Annotated in this window: 14 protein-coding genes; 7 read left to right on the top strand and 7 right to left on the bottom strand. The window is 63.5% G+C overall.

What is annotated here, in order from left to right:
• Positions 1–231 precede the first annotated feature (231 nt).
• Together aceA and aceB are read right to left on the bottom strand one after the other, a co-directional pair.
• On the bottom strand, positions 232–1,521 hold the full coding sequence (aceA, locus tag D0T11_RS06170; protein ID WP_119654900.1) for an isocitrate lyase: 1,290 nt from the start codon (positions 1,519–1,521) through the stop codon (positions 232–234).
• Positions 1,522–1,706: 185 nt separating this feature from the next.
• Positions 1,707–3,332: a malate synthase A gene (aceB, locus tag D0T11_RS06165; RefSeq protein WP_119654899.1), complete on the bottom strand. Its 1,626-nt coding sequence runs from the start codon at positions 3,330–3,332 to the stop codon at positions 1,707–1,709.
• Positions 3,333–3,653: 321 nt separating this feature from the next.
• Between aceB and D0T11_RS06160 the strand changes: the two genes are divergently transcribed.
• From D0T11_RS06160 to D0T11_RS06145, 4 genes are all read left to right on the top strand, one after another.
• Positions 3,654–5,099 (top strand): helix-turn-helix domain-containing protein, encoded by a 1,446-nt coding sequence (locus tag D0T11_RS06160; protein WP_245990627.1) that lies wholly within the window; start codon positions 3,654–3,656, stop codon positions 5,097–5,099.
• 165 nt (positions 5,100–5,264) lie between these two features.
• The gene (gene mltG, locus D0T11_RS06155; protein WP_182888269.1) at positions 5,265–6,299 is read left to right on the top strand and encodes an endolytic transglycosylase MltG; all 1,035 of its coding nucleotides are present in this window, start codon (positions 5,265–5,267) and stop codon (positions 6,297–6,299) included.
• Positions 6,300–6,439: 140 nt separating this feature from the next.
• A complete protein-coding gene (locus D0T11_RS06150) occupies positions 6,440–7,675 on the top strand; it encodes an OmpP1/FadL family transporter (RefSeq protein ID WP_119654896.1) in 1,236 nt (411 codons plus the stop codon).
• Positions 7,676–7,702: 27 nt separating this feature from the next.
• Entirely contained in the window at positions 7,703–9,109 is a 1,407-nt protein-coding gene (locus D0T11_RS06145; RefSeq protein ID WP_119654895.1) for a hypothetical protein, read from the top strand.
• Between the two features lie 340 nt (positions 9,110–9,449).
• On the opposite strand, the gene D0T11_RS06140 is transcribed toward D0T11_RS06145, so the two are convergent.
• Positions 9,450–10,931, bottom strand: a complete 1,482-nt coding sequence (locus D0T11_RS06140) for a hypothetical protein (protein WP_119654894.1) — start codon at positions 10,929–10,931, stop codon at positions 9,450–9,452.
• A gap of 206 nt (positions 10,932–11,137) precedes the next feature.
• On the opposite strand from D0T11_RS06140, the gene dtd reads away from it, so the two are divergent.
• Positions 11,138–11,593: a D-aminoacyl-tRNA deacylase gene (gene dtd / locus D0T11_RS06135; protein ID WP_119654893.1), complete on the top strand. Its 456-nt coding sequence runs from the start codon at positions 11,138–11,140 to the stop codon at positions 11,591–11,593.
• 177 nt (positions 11,594–11,770) lie between these two features.
• Positions 11,771–12,097, top strand: coding sequence for a nucleotide pyrophosphohydrolase (locus tag D0T11_RS06130; RefSeq protein ID WP_119654892.1), 327 nt, complete (start codon positions 11,771–11,773; stop codon positions 12,095–12,097).
• Between the two features lie 159 nt (positions 12,098–12,256).
• Here the strand turns inward: D0T11_RS06130 and D0T11_RS06125 are convergent, their stop codons facing one another.
• From D0T11_RS06125 to D0T11_RS06115, 3 genes are all read right to left on the bottom strand, one after another.
• On the bottom strand, positions 12,257–13,426 hold the full coding sequence (locus D0T11_RS06125) for a ribonuclease D (RefSeq protein ID WP_119654891.1): 1,170 nt from the start codon (positions 13,424–13,426) through the stop codon (positions 12,257–12,259).
• A gap of 231 nt (positions 13,427–13,657) precedes the next feature.
• Positions 13,658–14,566: a prohibitin family protein gene (locus D0T11_RS06120; RefSeq protein WP_119654890.1), complete on the bottom strand. Its 909-nt coding sequence runs from the start codon at positions 14,564–14,566 to the stop codon at positions 13,658–13,660.
• A 97-nt stretch (positions 14,567–14,663) separates the two neighbouring features.
• Positions 14,664–15,149, bottom strand: a complete 486-nt coding sequence (locus tag D0T11_RS06115) for a hypothetical protein (protein ID WP_119654889.1) — start codon at positions 15,147–15,149, stop codon at positions 14,664–14,666.
• A gap of 163 nt (positions 15,150–15,312) precedes the next feature.
• Between D0T11_RS06115 and D0T11_RS06110 the strand changes: the two genes are divergently transcribed.
• On the top strand, positions 15,313–15,573 hold the full coding sequence (locus D0T11_RS06110) for a hypothetical protein (protein ID WP_119654888.1): 261 nt from the start codon (positions 15,313–15,315) through the stop codon (positions 15,571–15,573).
• 74 nt (positions 15,574–15,647) lie between these two features.
• Here the strand turns inward: D0T11_RS06110 and D0T11_RS06105 are convergent, their stop codons facing one another.
• On the bottom strand, positions 15,648–17,585 hold the full coding sequence (locus D0T11_RS06105) for a CocE/NonD family hydrolase (RefSeq protein WP_119654887.1): 1,938 nt from the start codon (positions 17,583–17,585) through the stop codon (positions 15,648–15,650).
• Between the last annotated feature and the right edge of the window lie 151 nt (positions 17,586–17,736).

Below are 17,736 nucleotides of genomic sequence, written 5' to 3'. Positions count from 1 at the left end.
TCGGCACGGCCTGAATCTGTTGCGCCAACTCACCCGGCCACATACGGCCCCTGACCAGCCGCTGGCACGCAAAATTCTGAACCTACTGGATGTATTTAGTCGCTATCTTGCTCGTGGACAACCCACTAAAATAGTAGGGTAGAGTAGCCAAAAACAGCCACCCCGTAAGAGGTGGCTGTTTGCTGTTTGGAACTTCAAATAATCAGCGGAATTCCGCTGAATCAGCGCAAATCAGTGATTATTGAATTGGGCTTCCTCGGTGCTGCCGACCAGGGCGCCGGTGCTGCTGAGGCCGGCGGTTACCATGTTCTGCACGGCGTCGAAGTAGCCGGTGCCCACGAAGCTCTGGTGCTTCACGGCCTTGAAGCCCTTCTTCTGGAGGGCAAACTCGCGCTCCTGGAGTTCGGAGTAGCCGGCCATACCCCGCTCGCGGTAGGCCACGGCCAGCTCAAACATGCTGGTGTTGAGGGCGTGGAAGCCGGCCAGCGTAATGAACTGGAACTTGTAGCCCATAGCGGCCAGCTCCTCGCGGTAGGTTTCCATTTCCTGCACGCTGAGCTTGGCGGCCCAGTTGAACGAGGGGGAGCAGTTGTAGGCCAGCAGCTTGCCGGGAAACTGGGCGTGGATGGCTTCGGCGAACTGGCGGGCCTGCTCCAGGTCGGGGTGGGAGGTTTCCATCCAGATCAGGTCGGCGTAGGGGGCGTAGGCCAGGCCGCGGGCAATGCCGGCTTCCAGGCCGCAGCGGACGCGGAAGAAGCCTTCCGAAGTGCGCTCGGCCTCCTGGAGCACGAAGGGCTGGTCGCGCGGGTCGATATCGGAGGTGAGCAGGTCGGCGGCGTCGGCGTCGGTGCGGGCTACTACCAGGGTAGGCACGCCCATCACGTCGGCGGCCAGGCGGGCGGCTACCAGCTTGTTGATGGCTTCCTGGGTGGGCACAAGCACCTTGCCACCGAGGTGGCCGCACTTCTTGGCCGAGGAAAGCTGATCCTCGAAGTGGACGCCGGCGGCCCCGGCCTCAATCATCATCTTCATCAGCTCAAACGCGTTCAGGTTGCCCCCGAACCCGGCTTCGGCATCGGCTACAATGGGCACCAGCCAATGCACCTCGCCCTCGCCGGATACGCTCTGAATCTGGTCGGCGCGGAGCAGGGCGTTGTTGATGCGGCGCACTACGGCCGGCACCGAGTCGGCGGGGTAGAGGCTCTGGTCGGGGTACATCTGGCCCGAGTTGTTGGCGTCGGCCGCCACCTGCCAGCCGGAGAGGTAAATGGCGTTCAGGCCCGCCTGCACTTCCTGCACGGCCTGGTTGCCGGTGAGGGCCCCGAGGCCGGCCACGTACTGCTCGGAGTGCAGCAGCTGCCACAACCGCTCGGCCCCGTTGCGGGCCAGGGAGTACTCAATGGTTACGGAGCCGCGCAGCTTCATCACGTCCTCGGCGGTGTAGGGGCGGATGATGCCTTTCCAGCGCGAATTCGTGGCCCAGTCCTGTTCAATGGCGGTGATACGTTGCTGCTTGTTCATGGAAGTAGGGGTAAGAGAGGTGAAACGAGAAAGTGAAGGCAAAAGCGTAGCTAGCCGCTCCGAAATGCGGGTTTGAAAAGGCAGTAGGATGGGGGCTATGCTCAAGGCCCCAGGGCTGAAGCCCTGGGCTACGCAGAGGTCAACGACGCGCTGATTAGCCCAGAGCTTCAGCCCTGGGAGCCTGGTTAATCGAGCTGGTCGTAGGCGGGCAGGGTCAGGAATTCGATGAACTTTTCGCTCATCACCAGCCGGTCGAAGAGGCGGGCGGCTTCCAGGTACTTGCCCTGGTTGTAGGTTTCGTCGCCGACCTGCTCCTTGATGCGGGCCAGCTGGTCGGGCAGCAGGGTGCGGTAGAGGTCCACCGTCACGGGGCGGCCGTCGGCGAGCTGGGTGCCGGGTGTGTGCAGCCACTGCCACACCTGGGCCCGCGAAATTTCGGCGGTGGCGGCGTCCTCCATCAGGTTGTAAATCGGCACGCAGCCGTTGCCCCGCAGCCAGGATTCGAGGTACTGAATGGCCACGTCGATATTCAGGCGCAGGCCGGCTTCGGTGATGTCGCCGGTTGGGGCCTGTACCAGGTCCTGGGCCGTCACGTGCACGTCGTCGCGCTTGTTGTCAATCTGGTTGGCCTGGGGCATGAGTTCGTTGAACACCTCCAGGGCAATGGGCACCAGACCGGGGTGGGCCACCCAGGTGCCGTCGTGGCCGTTGCGGGCCTCGCGCACCTTGTCCTGGCGGACTTTCTCCAGGGCCAGCTCGTTGGCTTCGGGGTCGTTTTTGATGGGAATCTGGGCTGCCATGCCGCCCATGGCGTGCACGCCCCGGCGGTGGCAGGTTTGCACCACCAGCTGGGAGTAGGCGCTCATGAAGGGCACCGTCATGGTCACGGCAGCACGGTCGGGCAACCGCAATTCGGCCCCCAGGCCCAGGCGTTTGATGTAGCTGAAGATGTAGTCCCAGCGCCCGCAGTTGAGGCCGGCCGAGTGCTCGCGCAGCTCCCACAGAATTTCGTTCAGCTCGAAGGCGGCCGGCAGCGTCTCAATCAGCACAGTGGCCTTGATGATGCACTTGGGCATTTTCAACGACCACTGGGCAAACCCGAACACGTCGTTCCAGAGGCGGGCCTCCAGGTGGCTCTCGATTTTGGGCAGGTAGAAGTAGGGAGCCGTGCCGCGGGCACAGAGCTCGTGGGCGTTGTGGAAAAAGTAAAGGCCGAAATCGAACAGGGCCCCGCTCACCGGCTCGCCATCCACGAGCAGGTGCTTTTCGAGCAGGTGCCAGCCCCGGGGGCGCACCATGAGCACGGCGGTTTTCTCGTTGAGTGTGTACTCCTTTTTAGGCGTGCTCACAGAAATGGTGCGGCGCACGGCGTCGCGCAGGTTGCGCTGGCCTTCCACCACGTTGGCCCAGGTGGGCGAGTTGGAGTCCTCCAGGTCGGCCATGAACACCTTGGCCCCCGAGTTGAGGGCGTTGATAATCATTTTGCGCTCCACGGGGCCGGTAATTTCCACGCGCCGGTCGAGCAAATCGGCCGGCAGCGGGGCCACGGTCCAGGACTTTTCGCGGAGCATCCGGGTTTCGGGCAGAAAGTCGAGCGGCTCACCGGCGGCCAGCCGCTGCTGCCGCTCCTCGCGGCGCTGGAGCAGGGCCCGGCGGGTGGTTTCGAAGCGGCGGTGCAACTCGGCCACGAACGCCAGGGCCGAGGGCGTCAGGATTTCGGCGTACTCGGGCGAATACTCGCCTACCACCTTCACCCGCTCGGGCGTGATGTACGACGGAGTAAGGGTTTGGGGCTCAGCGAAAGGCGACATATGGCTGGGGGTTTAGCGTGAAAGAGAAGGGTGGTACCGGAAGGATTGATTCAAAGGTAGTTTAGCGAATTTTATTAATCAAGCGAATATTCGCTAATTTTTTAGAACAGGCTCAAAAACGTAGATTTGCAGGGGTAGTGATGAGTTGGCGAGGTGGTGAAATGGTGAGTTTGACGTTTAAGGGCCTGCTTGCGCCACTTGCGCCGTTGGGCTTCCTGAACGTCAAACTCACCATTTCACCACCTCGCCACCTCACCATTTCACTATTTCATCACCTTCCCTATGTTGAGTCACGGCCAGGTTGTCCGGTTAATTTTTGGCTTGAAGCTGCGCGAGCTGCGGCAGGAGCGGGGCTTCACACCCGCCGAAATGGCCCGGGCCTGCGACGTCTCGGTGTCCTATCTCAACGAGATTGAGAAGGGCAAGAAATACCCCAAAGCCGATAAGATCCTGAGCCTGAGTAAGGTGCTGGGCGTGAGCTACGACCAGCTCGTATCCCTGACCCTGAGCCGGCGGCTGGAACCCATCTCGGAGCTGCTGCAATCGGATTTACTCAAGGAGTTCCCGCTCGATATGTTCGGGCTCGACCCACTGCGCATCGTGGAGCTCATTGCCGACGCGCCGGCCAAGATGAACGCCTTCATCAGCACGCTCTTCGAAATTGCCCGCAACTACGAAATGCGCCAGGAGCACTTCTTCCTGGCCGCATTGCGCTCCTTTCAGGAGATGCACGACAACTACTTCGAGGAGCTGGAGCAGGACGTGCGCACTTTCGCCGTGGAGCACAACTTTTCCACCACCGCGCCCCTCGACCGAAGCCAGCTGGAGCGGGTGCTGGTGGCGCAGTACGGCTATTCCCTCGACCGGGAGGGCCTTGATGCGTACGCCCATCTGGGGCGGCTACGGTCGGTGTTTCAGCCCAAACCGAAGCGGCTGCTGCTGCGCCGGGAGCTGACCGGGGCCCAGGAAGGCTTCGTGCTGGGTCGGGAAATTGCCTTCAACTACCTCAGCCTGAAAGACCGGCCCTACGTGAATGCCTCGTTTCCGGTGCGCTCCTTCGAGGAAGTGCTCAACAATTTTAAGGCGTCCTATTTCGCGGGGGCGCTGCTGATGGAGGAGGACGTGCTGGTGCGCGACCTGACGGGGTTTTTCAACGCCAAAAAGTGGGAGCCCGCCCTGCTGCTGGACCTGCTCACGCGCTACGACGTGTCGCCGGAAATGTTCATGCAGCGCATTACCAACCTGCTGCCCCGCCATTTCGGCATCCAGAGCCTGTTTTTCCTGCGCTTCGACCAAGCCAACGGCTCTTCCGATTACAAGCTGACCAAGGAGCTCCACCTCTCGCGCCTGCACAACCCCCACGGCAACGAGCTGCACGAGCACTACTGCCGCCGCTGGATTTCGCTGCGCATGATTGCCGAGCTGCGCCAGCAACCGCCCACCGACGCGCCCTCTTACACCCTGGGCGCGCAACGCTCCCGCTACCCCAACGGCGACGAGTACCTCTGCCTGACCCTGGCCCGGGCCGGCACCGCCACCGAGCCCGCCGTGAGCGTGACGGTGGGCCTGCTCTGCGACGAGAACCTGCGCCAGAAAATCCGCTTCCTCGACGACGCGGCCATCATCGTGAAGGACGTGAACGAAACCTGCGAGCGGTGCACCATTCCCGACTGCGAAGTGCGCGCCGCTGCGCCCCTGGAAGTGGAGCGCCGCCAGCGCCAGCAGGAGCTGCAAGCCGCCGTGGCCGCGCTGGTAAACGAGGCATAAGCAGGAAGCAGTGAATCGGTGAATGTGTGACGCACGGTGTGAACAGGCACGTCATTCTGAGCGAAGGCGCAGCATGACGCGCTTTTTGCCCCCGATTCCTTTATCGTTTCTTCCTTCTCACTGAGTCACTCATTCACCGAGTCACTCATTCACCATCTTCCCGCTTTGCGTAAATTCTGGCTCATCTTTCTGCTAACGTTGAGCGTGGCCGTGCTGGCGGGGCTCGGGGCCGCGTGGCAGCTGCTGTGGCGGCCCAACGTGCGGCCTTCGGCTTTCGGGCCGGCCTACCTGTATATCGGGACGGGCTCCAACTATGGAACGGTGCTGGACTCGTTGCGCAAGTATGACCTGCTGCGCAGTCAGGCCTCGTTTGAGTGGGTGGCGCACTGGCTGAACTACCCGCAGCGGGTGAAGCCGGGGCGCTACCTGCTGGAGCCGGGGCTGGGCAACCAGGCGCTGGTGGAAATGCTGAGCCGGGGCGAGCAGGATACGGTGGCCTTTACGCTCAACGCCTTCAAATACAAGCCCCAACTGGCCCGGCAGCTGGCGGCGGCCTTCGAAACCGATTCGGTTAGCCTGCGCCGCCTGCTCAACGACAACGACCTGCTGCGCCGCCGCTACCAGGTAGACACCACCACCGTGCTCACCTTGTTCCTGCCCGGGCCCTACCGCCTGCTCTGGAACACCTCGGCCCGGCAGCTGCTCGATTCGGCGGCGGCCACTCACCAGCGGTTCTGGACGGCGGAGCGCCGCCGCCGGGCCGATTCGCTGGGCCTCACGCCCACCCAGGTGCACGTGCTGGCCAGCATCGTGCAGCGCGAAACGGCCCAGCCCACCGACAAGTTTCTCATTGCCGGGGCCTACCTCAACCGCTTGCGCAAAGGCATGCGCCTCCAGGCCGACCCCACGCTGCTCTGGGCCATCGGCAACTTCGGGGTGAAACGGGTGCTCAACGCCGATAAGCTCGTGGATTCGCCCTACAACACCTATAAGCACAAGGGCCTGCCGCCCGGCCCCATCACCTCGGCCAACCGCCAGACCCTGGACGCCGTGCTGCGCCCCGCCCGGCACAACTACGTGTTCTTTTGCGCCCGCCCCGACGGCAGCGGCTTCTCCGATTTTGCCGAAACCTACGTCGAACACCTGCGCAATGCCCGCCGCTACCAGCACCGCCTCGATAGTCTGGGCGTGAAGCGGTGAATGAGCGACGTGGTGAATGAGTGACGTGGTGAACGGTTCACTCATTCACCACGTCACTCATTCACCACGTCGCCATTTAACTGTCTCACCGTCTCACCTTTTCGTTACCTTTGCGGTCTAGTATCCGAAAAACTGCCTGCATGACGCGACGCTTACTCTCCGCTGGTTTCCTGTTTATTTCGAGTGCGGCTGCGGCCGGCGGCTTCCAGAACGGACCGCAAAGTGCCCGGTTGCTGGGTTTGGGCGGGGCCGCCACGGCCTACTCCCGCGACGCCTCGGCCATTTTTTACAACCCCGGCATCCTGGGCCACCTCGATTCGCTCACCCACCTGAGCATTGGCGGCATGGGCACGGTCCGGGCCACGTCGTTTCTAGGGGCTGATTCGCGCCGCGAAACCAGGCAGGACCTGTCGGTGGTGCCCGGCGGCTACCTCTACCTGACCCACCCGATTTCGGACCGGGTGAAGGTGGGCCTGAGCGTGAACACGCCCTTTAGCTACAACACCAAGTGGCCCGATGCCTGGGAGGGCCGCAGCGTGGTGCGCTCGGCCAGCCTGCAAACGGTGTACGTGCAGCCCACGGCGGCTTTCAAAGTCAACGACAACTTCAGCCTCGGGGCCGGGTTCATTTATGCTTCCGGCCAGCTGAAGCAGGAGCGGAGCCTGGGCCAGTACGACGACCAGCGAGCCACGGCCCGCTTCGAAGGCCGCGGTAATGGCATCGGCTACAGCCTGGGCATGTACGGCCGCACCGGCGAAGACTTGGCCTTTGGCATCAGCTTCCGCGCGCCGGTTACGCTGAAAATGAACAGTGGCACGGCCACCTACCAGAACATTCCCGCCCTGGATGCGGCGCTCTACCCGGCCAGCTCTAAATTTACCTCCCAGGTGGAGCTGCCCTCGGCCCTGGCCGTGGGCCTGGCCGACCACATGACGGAGCGCCTGCTGGTTACCTTCGACTTCACCCTCACGGGCTGGGGCCGCTACGACTCGCTCAATTTTGACACTCAGACCGGCCCCCGCGTGCGCAGCAAGCGCGGCTACGAGGATGCCATGGCCTTCCGCGTGGGCGGCGAGTACGAGGTTTCCAAGGACCTGCTGGTGCGGGCCGGCGTGAGCTACGACGAGTCGCCGGTGCGCGACGAGTTCATTACGCCCGAGCTGCCCGACGGCAACCGCCTCGGCGGCTCGCTGGGGGCCAGCCTGCGCCTGAACCGCGTGATGCTGGACCTGGGCTACAGCCTGGATGTGGTGGGCCAGCGCACGGCCCGCGTGAACCGCACCCAGTTTCAGGCTCCCAGCATTGCGGGTACCTACCGTACGCTGGTGCACACGCTGGCCATCGGGGCCTCTTACTCGTTCGGCTCCAAGAATTAACTGCTCCTGCTCCTGCTCCTTCTGCTTATGCAACGCTTTCAACCTCGCTTTCCGGTGCTGATTTTCCGTCCCCTGCTGCGTTTGGCGCTGCTGCCGCTGGCGGCGGGCAGCCTGCTGAGCAGCTGCGCGCCCACCCAAACGGAGCCCACACCCAGCGCCGGCCCGCTGGACGTGAGTCGCTACCTGGCCGTGGGCGACGGCTACACCGCCGGTTTCAGCGACGGCGGCCTGACGGCGGCCAGCCAGGAGTATTCGTATCCGGCCCTGCTGGCGCGGCAATTTGCCCGCATCAATCCCCAGGCCGCCTTCACCCAGGGCCTGCTGCCCGCCGGTACCGGCACCGGCTACCTCACGCTGCGGGAGCTGAACGCGTTGGGCATTCCGCAGACCAGCCGCGTGACCAAAGGCCGCGCCGTGCGCAGCGCCTACTTCGTGAACCCCACCGCCTGCGGCGGCCCCGATACCACGTTTCTCTACGCGCAGGCCCCTTCTGCGCCCCTGAGCCAGAACCTGGGCGTGCCCGGCCTGGGCCTGACGCAGGTGGGAGTGGCGGGCCTCGGCAACACGGCCAACCAGAACAAAACGGGCGCCTTCAACCCCTACCTGGAGCGCCTGCTGCCCCTCAACGACAACCGCACCTACCTGCAAACGGTAACGGACGCGTCGGCCAATGCCAGCTTCTTCACCTTCTTCATGGGCCTGGGCGACGCACTGCCCTACATGCTGAACGGGGGCGAGTGCGGCGCGGCTCCCAGCGGCAGCCTGCTCAACCTGAACGCCAAGAAAGTTCTCGACCAGCTCACGGCCAACGGGCGGCCGGGCGTTATTGCCCTGGTGCCCAGCCTGCAAAACCTGCCCTTCCTGCGCCTGGGCGGCAAGGATGGTATCCGGGGCCAACTCACGCAAGGGGCCAACCCGGACTCCATCTACATCACCTCCTCCATCGGCAACGTCGTCCGGCCCATTGATGCGGGCGACTTTGTGTTGCCCGCCGGCCTGGCCCGCCTCGGTCGGCAGGAAACCGTGGCGCTGCCCGGTGGCGGCACGGTGCAGGCCCGTTACGGCCTGAGCCGCCGCAACCCCGTCAGCCGCCGCGATGTACTGGACCTGAACGAGTTCAGCCGGGTGAATTCTTCGCTTATCGGGCTCAACACGGAACTCGAACGCCTCGCGACCAAGGTCTACAAGCTGCCATTCGTGAAACTGGAGGACGAGCTGTTCTTCCAGATAAACACCCGCATTTCGGTGAATGGGGTAGAATACTCGGCCGCTCCGGTGCGGGGCAACTTCTACTCCTTGGATTTGTACTCGCTCACGCCCCGGGGCAATGCCCTGTTGGCTAACGCCTTCCTCAAAACCATCAACAAAAGCTACCGGGCCAACATCCCTTACGTAGACGCCAACACGCTGCCGACCACGGCCCGGCCCCAGTAACGAATCCGCCTCCCCCGAGGCATCAGGCCCTCCCCGGCAAGCTGGCAATCAGCGGCCCGGGGAGGGCTTTTTTGATGACGCTGCGCCTGATCCCGGCTAACCATTTATGGGCCGGCCGGCACCGGGAAGCGCGAGTATGTCCGTTGGGTGCCCCCCCCCCGGTTTTCGCCTCCAAAAAGAGTCGGGCCGACTGCCACACCAGCGCGCGGTTGTGGAGGCACCCAGGCTCAAAAAAGCGGTTGCATGTTTTCGTGTTGCATCTTTTTTTACAACACGAAAACATGCAACCGCTTCCTCCGCTCCACCATGTTCGGTGCCAAGTGCTGGGTTAAACCGGTTCTCAGAGCGGTAGCAGGCGCAGCTGAAGCGTGTCGGGGCGGGCTTGCTGGTGCCGGCGTAGGGTTTGCTGGTAGCTGAGGCCCGTGAACTCGGAGTGCTCCAGAAACAGCAAGGGCGAAGTCAGCCCGGGCTCGGACCAGGCGGCCAGCGGCGGCACGCGGCGCAACGAGTCGAAGGCCCGCACGTTGGTCACGCGCCAGTAGGCATCGAGCAGCACGTAGCGGTAGCCCCGGCGGCGCAGCGCGGCCAGCTCCCGCGCCTCCATCACCACGCGCACCGTATCGGGGGCGGGCCGGAACGGGGCCAGCCCCAGGCCTACGGTGCTGGCCACCGGTCCGCCGCCGTGGGCGCGCAGCCAGGCCGCCACGGCGGGGTATCGGGTGGGGCCGTAGGCGTATATTTCGCGCTGAAGCCGGCAGCCATTGCCGGCCAGCGCCATAAGCAGCAGGCCCAGCCACACGGCCACCGGCAGCCGCCGCAGCACGAGCAGGCCCAGCGCATACCAGAGCGGATAGGCCCAGAGCAGTCCGCGCGGGGCCTTAACGAGCAGCGACATGCCCGCCAGCAGGCACCAGCCCCAGGCAGCCAGGTAGAGCTCGGGCGGCAGCGGCCGGCCCCGCCGCCGCGGCCTGAGCAGCCACAGCGGCCCCAGCAGGCCCACCCACACCAGCCAGGACTCAAAATCGCGCAGGTAGCGCAGGTAATACAGGAAATCGGGGTGGAGGGTGGTGGCCCGGCCAGCGGCGTTGGCGGCTCCGGGAAAGGCCACGTTGTAGTAAATGCCCGGCCAGGCATACCACGGCAGGCCCGCCAGCCGGCCCACCGTGCCCAGCACCAGGTAGGGCAGCAGCAGCAGCAGCGCCACCCGCCCCCAGTGCCCGCTGCGCAACAGCAGGCCATCGGCCCGCCACCACTCCAGCACCGCCAGAATGGGCACCGTGAGAATGAATTTGTAGTTGAAGCACAGGCCCAGCACCAGCCAGGCGGTGGCCCGGTACAGCGTAGCCGCTTCGGGCTGGTGCAGCCGCCGGTAATACGCGCCCAACAGCCCGGCAAAGCAGAGCAGGCTCCAGGAGCTCATGGTGAAGTCGCGGCCCGAGAAGGTGAGTAGGGTGGCCGAGCCCATGAGCAGCACCAGCAGGCCGGTTTGCCAGTCTGGCAAACGAGTGGCGCGGCCCACGAAACGGGCCAGCAGCCCGATGGCGGCCACGGCCACCAGGGCATTGAGGTGCTGGAAAACGCGGTAGTCGGTGCTGAGCCAGGCCACGGGGGCGTAGGTTAGCATGAAGGCCGGGCTGCCGTGCCGGAACAGGTGGGCCAGGTTGCCCGCCGCCACTTCCTGCACAATCTGCCAGTTGCGCACCGAATCGTAATCGGGCAGGGCCGCCCCCGCCAGGCCGTGCAGGCGCACCGGCACCAGCAGCAGCAGCGCTACCCAGAACCAGAGGCGACCAACCGGCGCGGAAAAAGCAGACCCAGACAAAGGCAAGGAGAACTATGTGAACCAGAAACCCGGGCCAAACACCGGTTTCCCGCCCCGAATATGACAGATTACCACCAAACCCGCCGTACTTGCGCCCAGCGCGGCCCCTAAAGCAGTCGAAATACCCCCCCCGGGATCAGTGCGGGAAGACCAGAAGCGCGTACCTCACTACTCACTACTCACTACTCACTACTCACTACTCACCTATGCGACTTGTCCTTCAGCGCGTCCGCCACGCCCGGGTTACGGTGGAAGGCCGGGTAACCGGCCAGATTGGTCCCGGCCTGCTGGTGCTGGTTGGTTTCGCCCCCGAGGATGATGCGGGCATCCTCGAGCGGATGGCCCGCAAACTCGTGCAGCTCCGCATTTTCTCCGACGAGGAAGGCTGCATGAACTGCTCGGTGCAGGAAGTGGGCGGCCAGGTGCTGGTGGTCAGCCAGTTCACGCTGCTGGCCGATGCCCGCAAAGGCAACCGCCCCAGCTACGTGGGGGCTGCCCCGCCGCGCCTGGCCATTCCGCTCTACGAGCAGTTCGTGCAACGCCTGAGTGCGCTGCTGGGCCAGCCCGTGGCCACCGGCGAGTTCGGGGCCGATATGCAGGTGGAACTCCTCAACGACGGCCCCGTCACCATCGTGCTCGACAGCCGCGAGATGGGGAAATAAACCAACAGGAGCCGGTGTTAGAGTGGCAAATCTATTGTCATTCCGACGAAGGAGGAATCTGGGGAAACTTGTTGAACGATTATTTCCAGATTCCTCCTTCGTCGGAATGACAGTTTCTGGTTCAGACATACTCCGAGCCTTAAATGGCCGTGTTTCACTCCCTACTCCCTACTAAAAATGACCATCGAGGAAGCCCAAAAAACCGTTGACCAGTGGATTCAGACGACCGGCGTGCGCTATTTCAACGAGCTGACCAACATGGCCATGCTCACGGAAGAAGTCGGCGAGGTGGCCCGCATCATTGCCCGGCAATACGGCGAGCAGTCGTTCAAGGAATCCGACAAGGATAAGGTGCTGGCCGACGAGCTGGCCGACGTGCTGTTCGTGGTCATTTGCCTGGCCAACCAGACGGGCATCGACCTGACCGACGCCCTGCACCGCAATCTGGCCAAAAAAACCGCGCGTGACGCCACCCGCCACCAGCAAAACGAGAAGCTGAAGTAGTCCAGCAGTAGGCCCGGCAAAAAAAACGTGTCATCCTGAGCAGAGCGAAGGATCCTTTCACGCGTCAACGAGTCGTTTGTACGATTGTCGTTCTCACGTGAGAAGATCCTTCGCTTTACTCAGGATGACACGTTCTTGTTTGGCAGGGCTTACGTCTGGTTACTTCTCAAACGGCTTGGCAACCTGGGCGAAGTTCACGTTGTGCTTCTGGGCCGTATCGGTGAGTAGCTGGTGCTGCCAGGGGCGCAGAGTGGTTTCGGCACCCTGCTCGATGATGTCGGAGATGAGGCGGTTGCTGAGCACCAGGTTGGCCATGATGGGGCTGTGGTCGTCGGCCAGATGGGTTTTGAGGGTCATCAGCAGGGCTTCGCGGGCGTCGGCTTCGGCGGCTTTGGCCCCGGAGAGGCGGCGGCGGAACGGGAACCGGCGCTGGTCGGCGGGCAGGGCCGGCTCGACGGGGCGGTCCTCCTGGCTCAGGTTCACAAGGCGGTCGGCGAAGGGGCTGCGCTTGAGCTCCGGGTGCAGGCCGTGGGCGTTGCGCAGGTGGCCGGTGCTGGTAACGGGCAGGCGGGTGAGCTCGGCCAGCCGGTCGTTGCTGGCCACCATGTAGGAGGGCCGGTCGATGTGGCGGGCCACCTCGTCGCGGAGCATGAACAGGTCGCGGAACATGGGCAGCTCGGGGGGCAGAATGCGGTATTTGCCCGCCAGGCGCAGGTAGGGCCGCTCGTCGCGGGTGTAGCGCACTTCCTCCAGGGCTTGGTTTTCCTGCTCGGCCCAGGCCGTGCGGCCCAGCTCGGCCAGCTTGGCATCGAGCCGGTCGGTGAGCTCAAACAGGTAGAGCACGTCGTTGGCCGCATACTGCTTCTGGGCTTCGGTGAGGGGGCGCTTAAGCCAGTTCGACTTCTGCTCACCCTTGTCTACTTCCAGGCCCAGCTCCTGCTGAATAAGGCGGCCCAGGGATATGTTGTTGTCGGCTTCGGCCAGCAGCGTGTACTGCACGCTGGTATCCACGATGTTGCGCACGTGCACGCCGTAGAGCTCATCGAGCAGCAGAATATCGGATTTGCAGCTGTGAAACACCTTGGCCACGGCCGGGTCGCGCAGGATGGCCCAGAGCGGCTCCAGCTCCTGGGCCGGGTTGGTAAGCGGGAGCGGGTCGATGAGGTAAACCGTTTCGCCGTCGAAAAGCTGAATCAGGGCCAGGTTGCGTCCGTAGCGGTGGCGCATATCGTCGAATTCCAGATCGAGGGCCACGCGGGGGCTGCCTTGCAGCGCCTGGGCGGCCTGGGCAACGGCCGGCCCCTCCGTGATATAGTGAATAACGGGCATTACGTCCTGAAAAAAACAAAAAAAGGAAAGGCCATGAAAAAGCCACGGCCGCTACCGGTAAAGGTAGCAAGCGGCCCGCTGCCAAACCACTGCCGCAGCCAAGTTGCGCCGGCTTGCAACCGGAGCTGATGTTATGTCAGGAACCGGGCAGCGGCAAGAAACGCCCTTCATTCAACTGGCAAATGAGCCTCCAACAGCCCGGCGTACGGCCAGCCGGGCCGGGCAGCCCGGCTACTTATCCGAAATCAGCAGCTGGGTGCCGCTGCGGCTGCTTCCGGTGATGATGACCTTGGCGTTGGGCGAAAGGGCAATTTCCTTGTTGGCCTTGATGGATTCGTATTGCAGCAGCTTGTCGGTGATTTCGCTGTTGATGATTTTCTGGTAGTCAGCAATGCCCTGGGCCTCCACGCGCTTGCGGTCGGCTTCCTGGCGCTCCTTCTGGAGCACGAACTGCATTTTCTGGGCGTCCTGCTCGGCCGAAATCTTGCTCTCGATGCTGCGCTTGACGGAGGTAGGCAGCTGGATGTTGCGAATCAGCAGCTGGTCGAGCTGGAGGCCGTTCTTGCGGAAATCGTCCTCAATACTTTTGTAGATGCGGTTCTGGAACTCGTCGCGGCGGGTGGAGTAGAGGGCCACGGCGTCGTAGTACACGGCGTTGTCGCGGATGCGGGTGCGGGCAATGGGGCGCACGATTTTGCTCTCGTAATCGGCCCCGATGGTGGACAAGATGCGGGGCGTTTCGGCCGGGATGACGTGGTAGAGGGCCGTCAGGTCGATGACGACTTCCAGCCCGTCGGCCGAGAGCACGCGGATGGCGTCGTCGCCTTCCTGCTGGCCTTCGCTCCGCACGGCCGACATGGTGTAGTTCTGGGTTTTGGTGTCGAAGCGGGTAACCTCGACCAGGGGGTTGACTACGTTCAGGCCGCTGGGCAGCACCTGCTGCTTCACCTGGCCGAAGAGCGTCTGCACGCCCACCTGGCCGGCGTCAATCTGCACCACGGTGCTCAGGGCCAGCCCGAGCAGTACCAGCAGCCCGCCGCCCCCGATCAGCAGCCCCCGGAAAGGGCTCAGGGCCGAAATAGTGCGGCTGGCCGTGAGGCCGACCGCTAACAGGAGCAAACCTAAAATGGTAAGTGTCATGGCAATAAGCTTAGGGTGGAGGAGCCGGACTGCGAAGCCCGTAGTAAGGAACAAAAAAGGCCGCAGTTCGCGGCCTTCAGGTTGGTGGTAGCAGAAATTATTCGCCCTCTTCGTCGTCCTCGTCCTCTTCGCGGCTGAAATCGAGCGTCGGTACCACCCGGAGTGCTTCCCGGATGACGTCGTCCATCAGGGGCTGGGAGTCGGCGTCGAGGGTGCGTTCGAACAGGTGCAGGAGCTGCTCGCCGTCCTCGTTCACATAGAGGTTGGTGTAGAGGCGCTCAAATTTGGCGGCGTCCTTCTGAATGGTGGTATCGATGGCGAAAACCGAGGGTGCGCGCAGGGCCTGGTGCAGCACATCGAGCACCTGCCGGGCCTCGTCGAGGTCGCCCAGCTCGGCCAGCAGCTTCATCAGGGTAAGGGCCACGCCCAGGCGTACCCGCTCGAAGCGGTAGGCAATGTCGGCGGGCTCGGCCTGCTCGAAGGTGCGGTAGGCGGCCAGCGTGGTGGGGTGGAGGTAGCAGGTAACCTCGGCGGGCTGGGCAAAGGCCAGCTGCAACAGGCGCTGATAAGGGGAGACGAGCATAGGGGGCGAAAACAGCACCCGACCCACGGGGCCGGCGAAAGATAGTTGGGGCAGAACGTAACCCCACGGCGCAAAGGTACGATTGTGTAACCGGAGCCCCGACTTCCTGGTTATCTTACACGGGCAGTCCGTTTCTACTTTTCTCCCACACCCCACACTTGATATGACGCATAAAGACAAATGGCTCACCTTCGCCCCGGCCGGCCTCCTGACGATTGGGTTGGGTACGTGCCTGGTGCAGTGGGCCGTCGATAAAAGGCGCCGCCGCGAATCGACGGCCGAATGGGTGTCGGCCGGTACTGTTGCGCTGGTCGTGCTCAACGCCGGCATCAGCCTGTTCGGCCGCGGCGTAACCGAAAAAGTACTGTACGAAGTCCACCAAAAACCCGCCGAGCTGGACTACGCCAACATCGGCCGGCTGTAGAATAGGAGGGAGAGGCGAGACGTTCGTTCTGGCAACGTGCCAGGTAAACGGAAGTCTCGCCTCTCTCTTCTATTCTACAGCACCCGCACTTTCAGCTGCGACGCGCTTTGGGGCGAGTGGTAGAGGCGGTGGGTGGCAGTTTGGAAGTCCTTTTCGTCGGCCTCGTTGATGTTGGGCACGAAGGTCTGGGGGTTGCGGTCCACCATCGGAAACCAGCTGCTCTGCACCTGCACCATCAGGCGGTGGCCCTTCTGGAAGGTATGGCACAGGTCCTGAACGGTGAAGGGCACGGCCGTTACCTGGTTGGGCACGAAGGCCTCGGGCTGGCTGAAGCTGTTGCGGAACCGGCCGCGCATCACCTCCGAGCGCACCATCTGCTGATAGCCGCCCAGCTTCACGCTGGGGTTCAGGCGCGGGTTGTCGGGCGTGTCGTTGGGGTACACATCGATGATTTTCACCACCCAGTCGGCGTCGGTGCCGGTGGTGGCCACCTGTAACAGGGCCTCAATGGGGCCGGCCAGGGTCAGGTCCTCCGTCAGCACGTCGGTTTGGTAGGTAAGCACGTCGGGGCGGCGGGAGGCAAAGCGCTGGTCGTCGGTCATGTACTCGCGGGTCATGCCGGTGGCCATGCCCTCGTTGGCGGGCACCGGGTGGGCCGGGTCGCTCAGGTACTGGTCGAAACCGGAGCCGGTAGTAGGCTGCTCGAAGCCGATTTTGCCATCGGCCTGGAAGTACAGGGTGCGTTCCTGGGCCTGCTTGGGCGGCCAGGCATCGAAGGTGCGCCACTGGTTGGTGCCGCCCTCAAACACGGTGGCCTCGGCCACGTTGGGCCGCTTGCCGTCTTTGAGGTAGGATTTGAAGAACGGCGCCTCGATTTCCTTTTGGTAGTAAAGGGAGGGCGACTCGCCGTAGGCCACGTTGCCCACCAGCTCGCCGGTGCCGCGGGCCCAGCCCCCGTGCACCCAGGGACCCATCACGAGGCCGTTGGTCATGCCCGGGTTCTGCTGCTCGATAGCCTTGTAGGTTTGCAGGGCCCCGAACAAATCCTCGGCGTCGTTGAAGCCGCCCACCGTGAGCACGGCCGTGTTCTTGTTGAGGTTTTTGAGGTGGGGCCGCAGGTTACGGGCCTGCCAGAACGCGTCGTAGTTGGGGTGGGCCATCATCTCGTTCCAGAAAGCCACCTGGCCCTTATAGTAGCGCGAATCGGCGTTCTTAAGCGGCCCCATCTTCATGAAAAAGTCGTAGCCATCGGGCGTGCCGTGCTGGAAGCCGGGGTTGCCGGTGGGCGTGGGCGCGGGCCGGGGCAGGCCGAAGGAGGCCAGAAAGTTGAAGGCGTGGGGCAGGAAAAAGGCCCCGTTGTGGTGGAAATCGTCCCAGAACCAGTCGGCAATCGGGGCCTGGGGGGAGGAGGCTTTCAGGGCCGGGTGGCGGCTGAGCAGGCCGGTGGCGGTGTAGAAGCCGGGGTAGCTGATGCCCCACTGGCCCACCCGGCCGTTGTTTTTAGGCCCCTTCTTCACCAGCCACTCAATGGTATCGAACGTGTCGGTGCCCTCGTCGATGTCGTTCTTGCCCTTATACGTGTCCTTTTCGGGCCGCATATCCACAAACTCGCCCTCCGACATATACTTGCCGCGCACATCCTGGTAGGCGAAAATGTAGCCCTCGTGCAGCATCGTGCTGCTTGGCCCGAGGGTGAACTTGTACTTGCCCGGCCCATACGGCCCCACCGAATACGGCGTACGGTTGAGCAGGATAGGATACTTCACCCGATCCGCGTCCTTGGGCGCGTACACCACGGTGTGCAGCTTCACGCCGTCGCGCATCCGGATCTGGTACTCGGTTTTGGTGTAGTGCTGCTGAATGTAGGTGGTGTCGGCCACCATCAGGGCCCTGGTTTGCTTATCGACTTCGGAAGGCAGCGGATAGGAAACCGGCTGCTGGGCGCGGGCGAAAAGGGTTCCGGCGGCTAGCAGGGCCGTTAGCAGCGCCGGGCGGAGGTAGGAGTGGGGCATAGCGGAAAGGTGGGTTGGTTGAGTGCAAGTGCTGGTTGCCCCCCGGGAGAGGGGGTGGCGAATGGTTCTGTTGACCAGTCGCACGGCCGGCTCCCCGTTGCCCGCGGGGGAAGGCGCCGGGGCTGGGGTGGGAGAAAGATGCGGCCAAACG

Origin of the sequence: Hymenobacter rubripertinctus (assembly GCF_003583925.1) — a bacterium.
Lineage (GTDB): Bacteria > Bacteroidota > Bacteroidia > Cytophagales > Hymenobacteraceae > Hymenobacter > Hymenobacter rubripertinctus.
The sequence above is the reverse complement of the archived record's forward strand: the minus strand, read 5'-3'. Positions and strand labels throughout refer to the sequence as shown.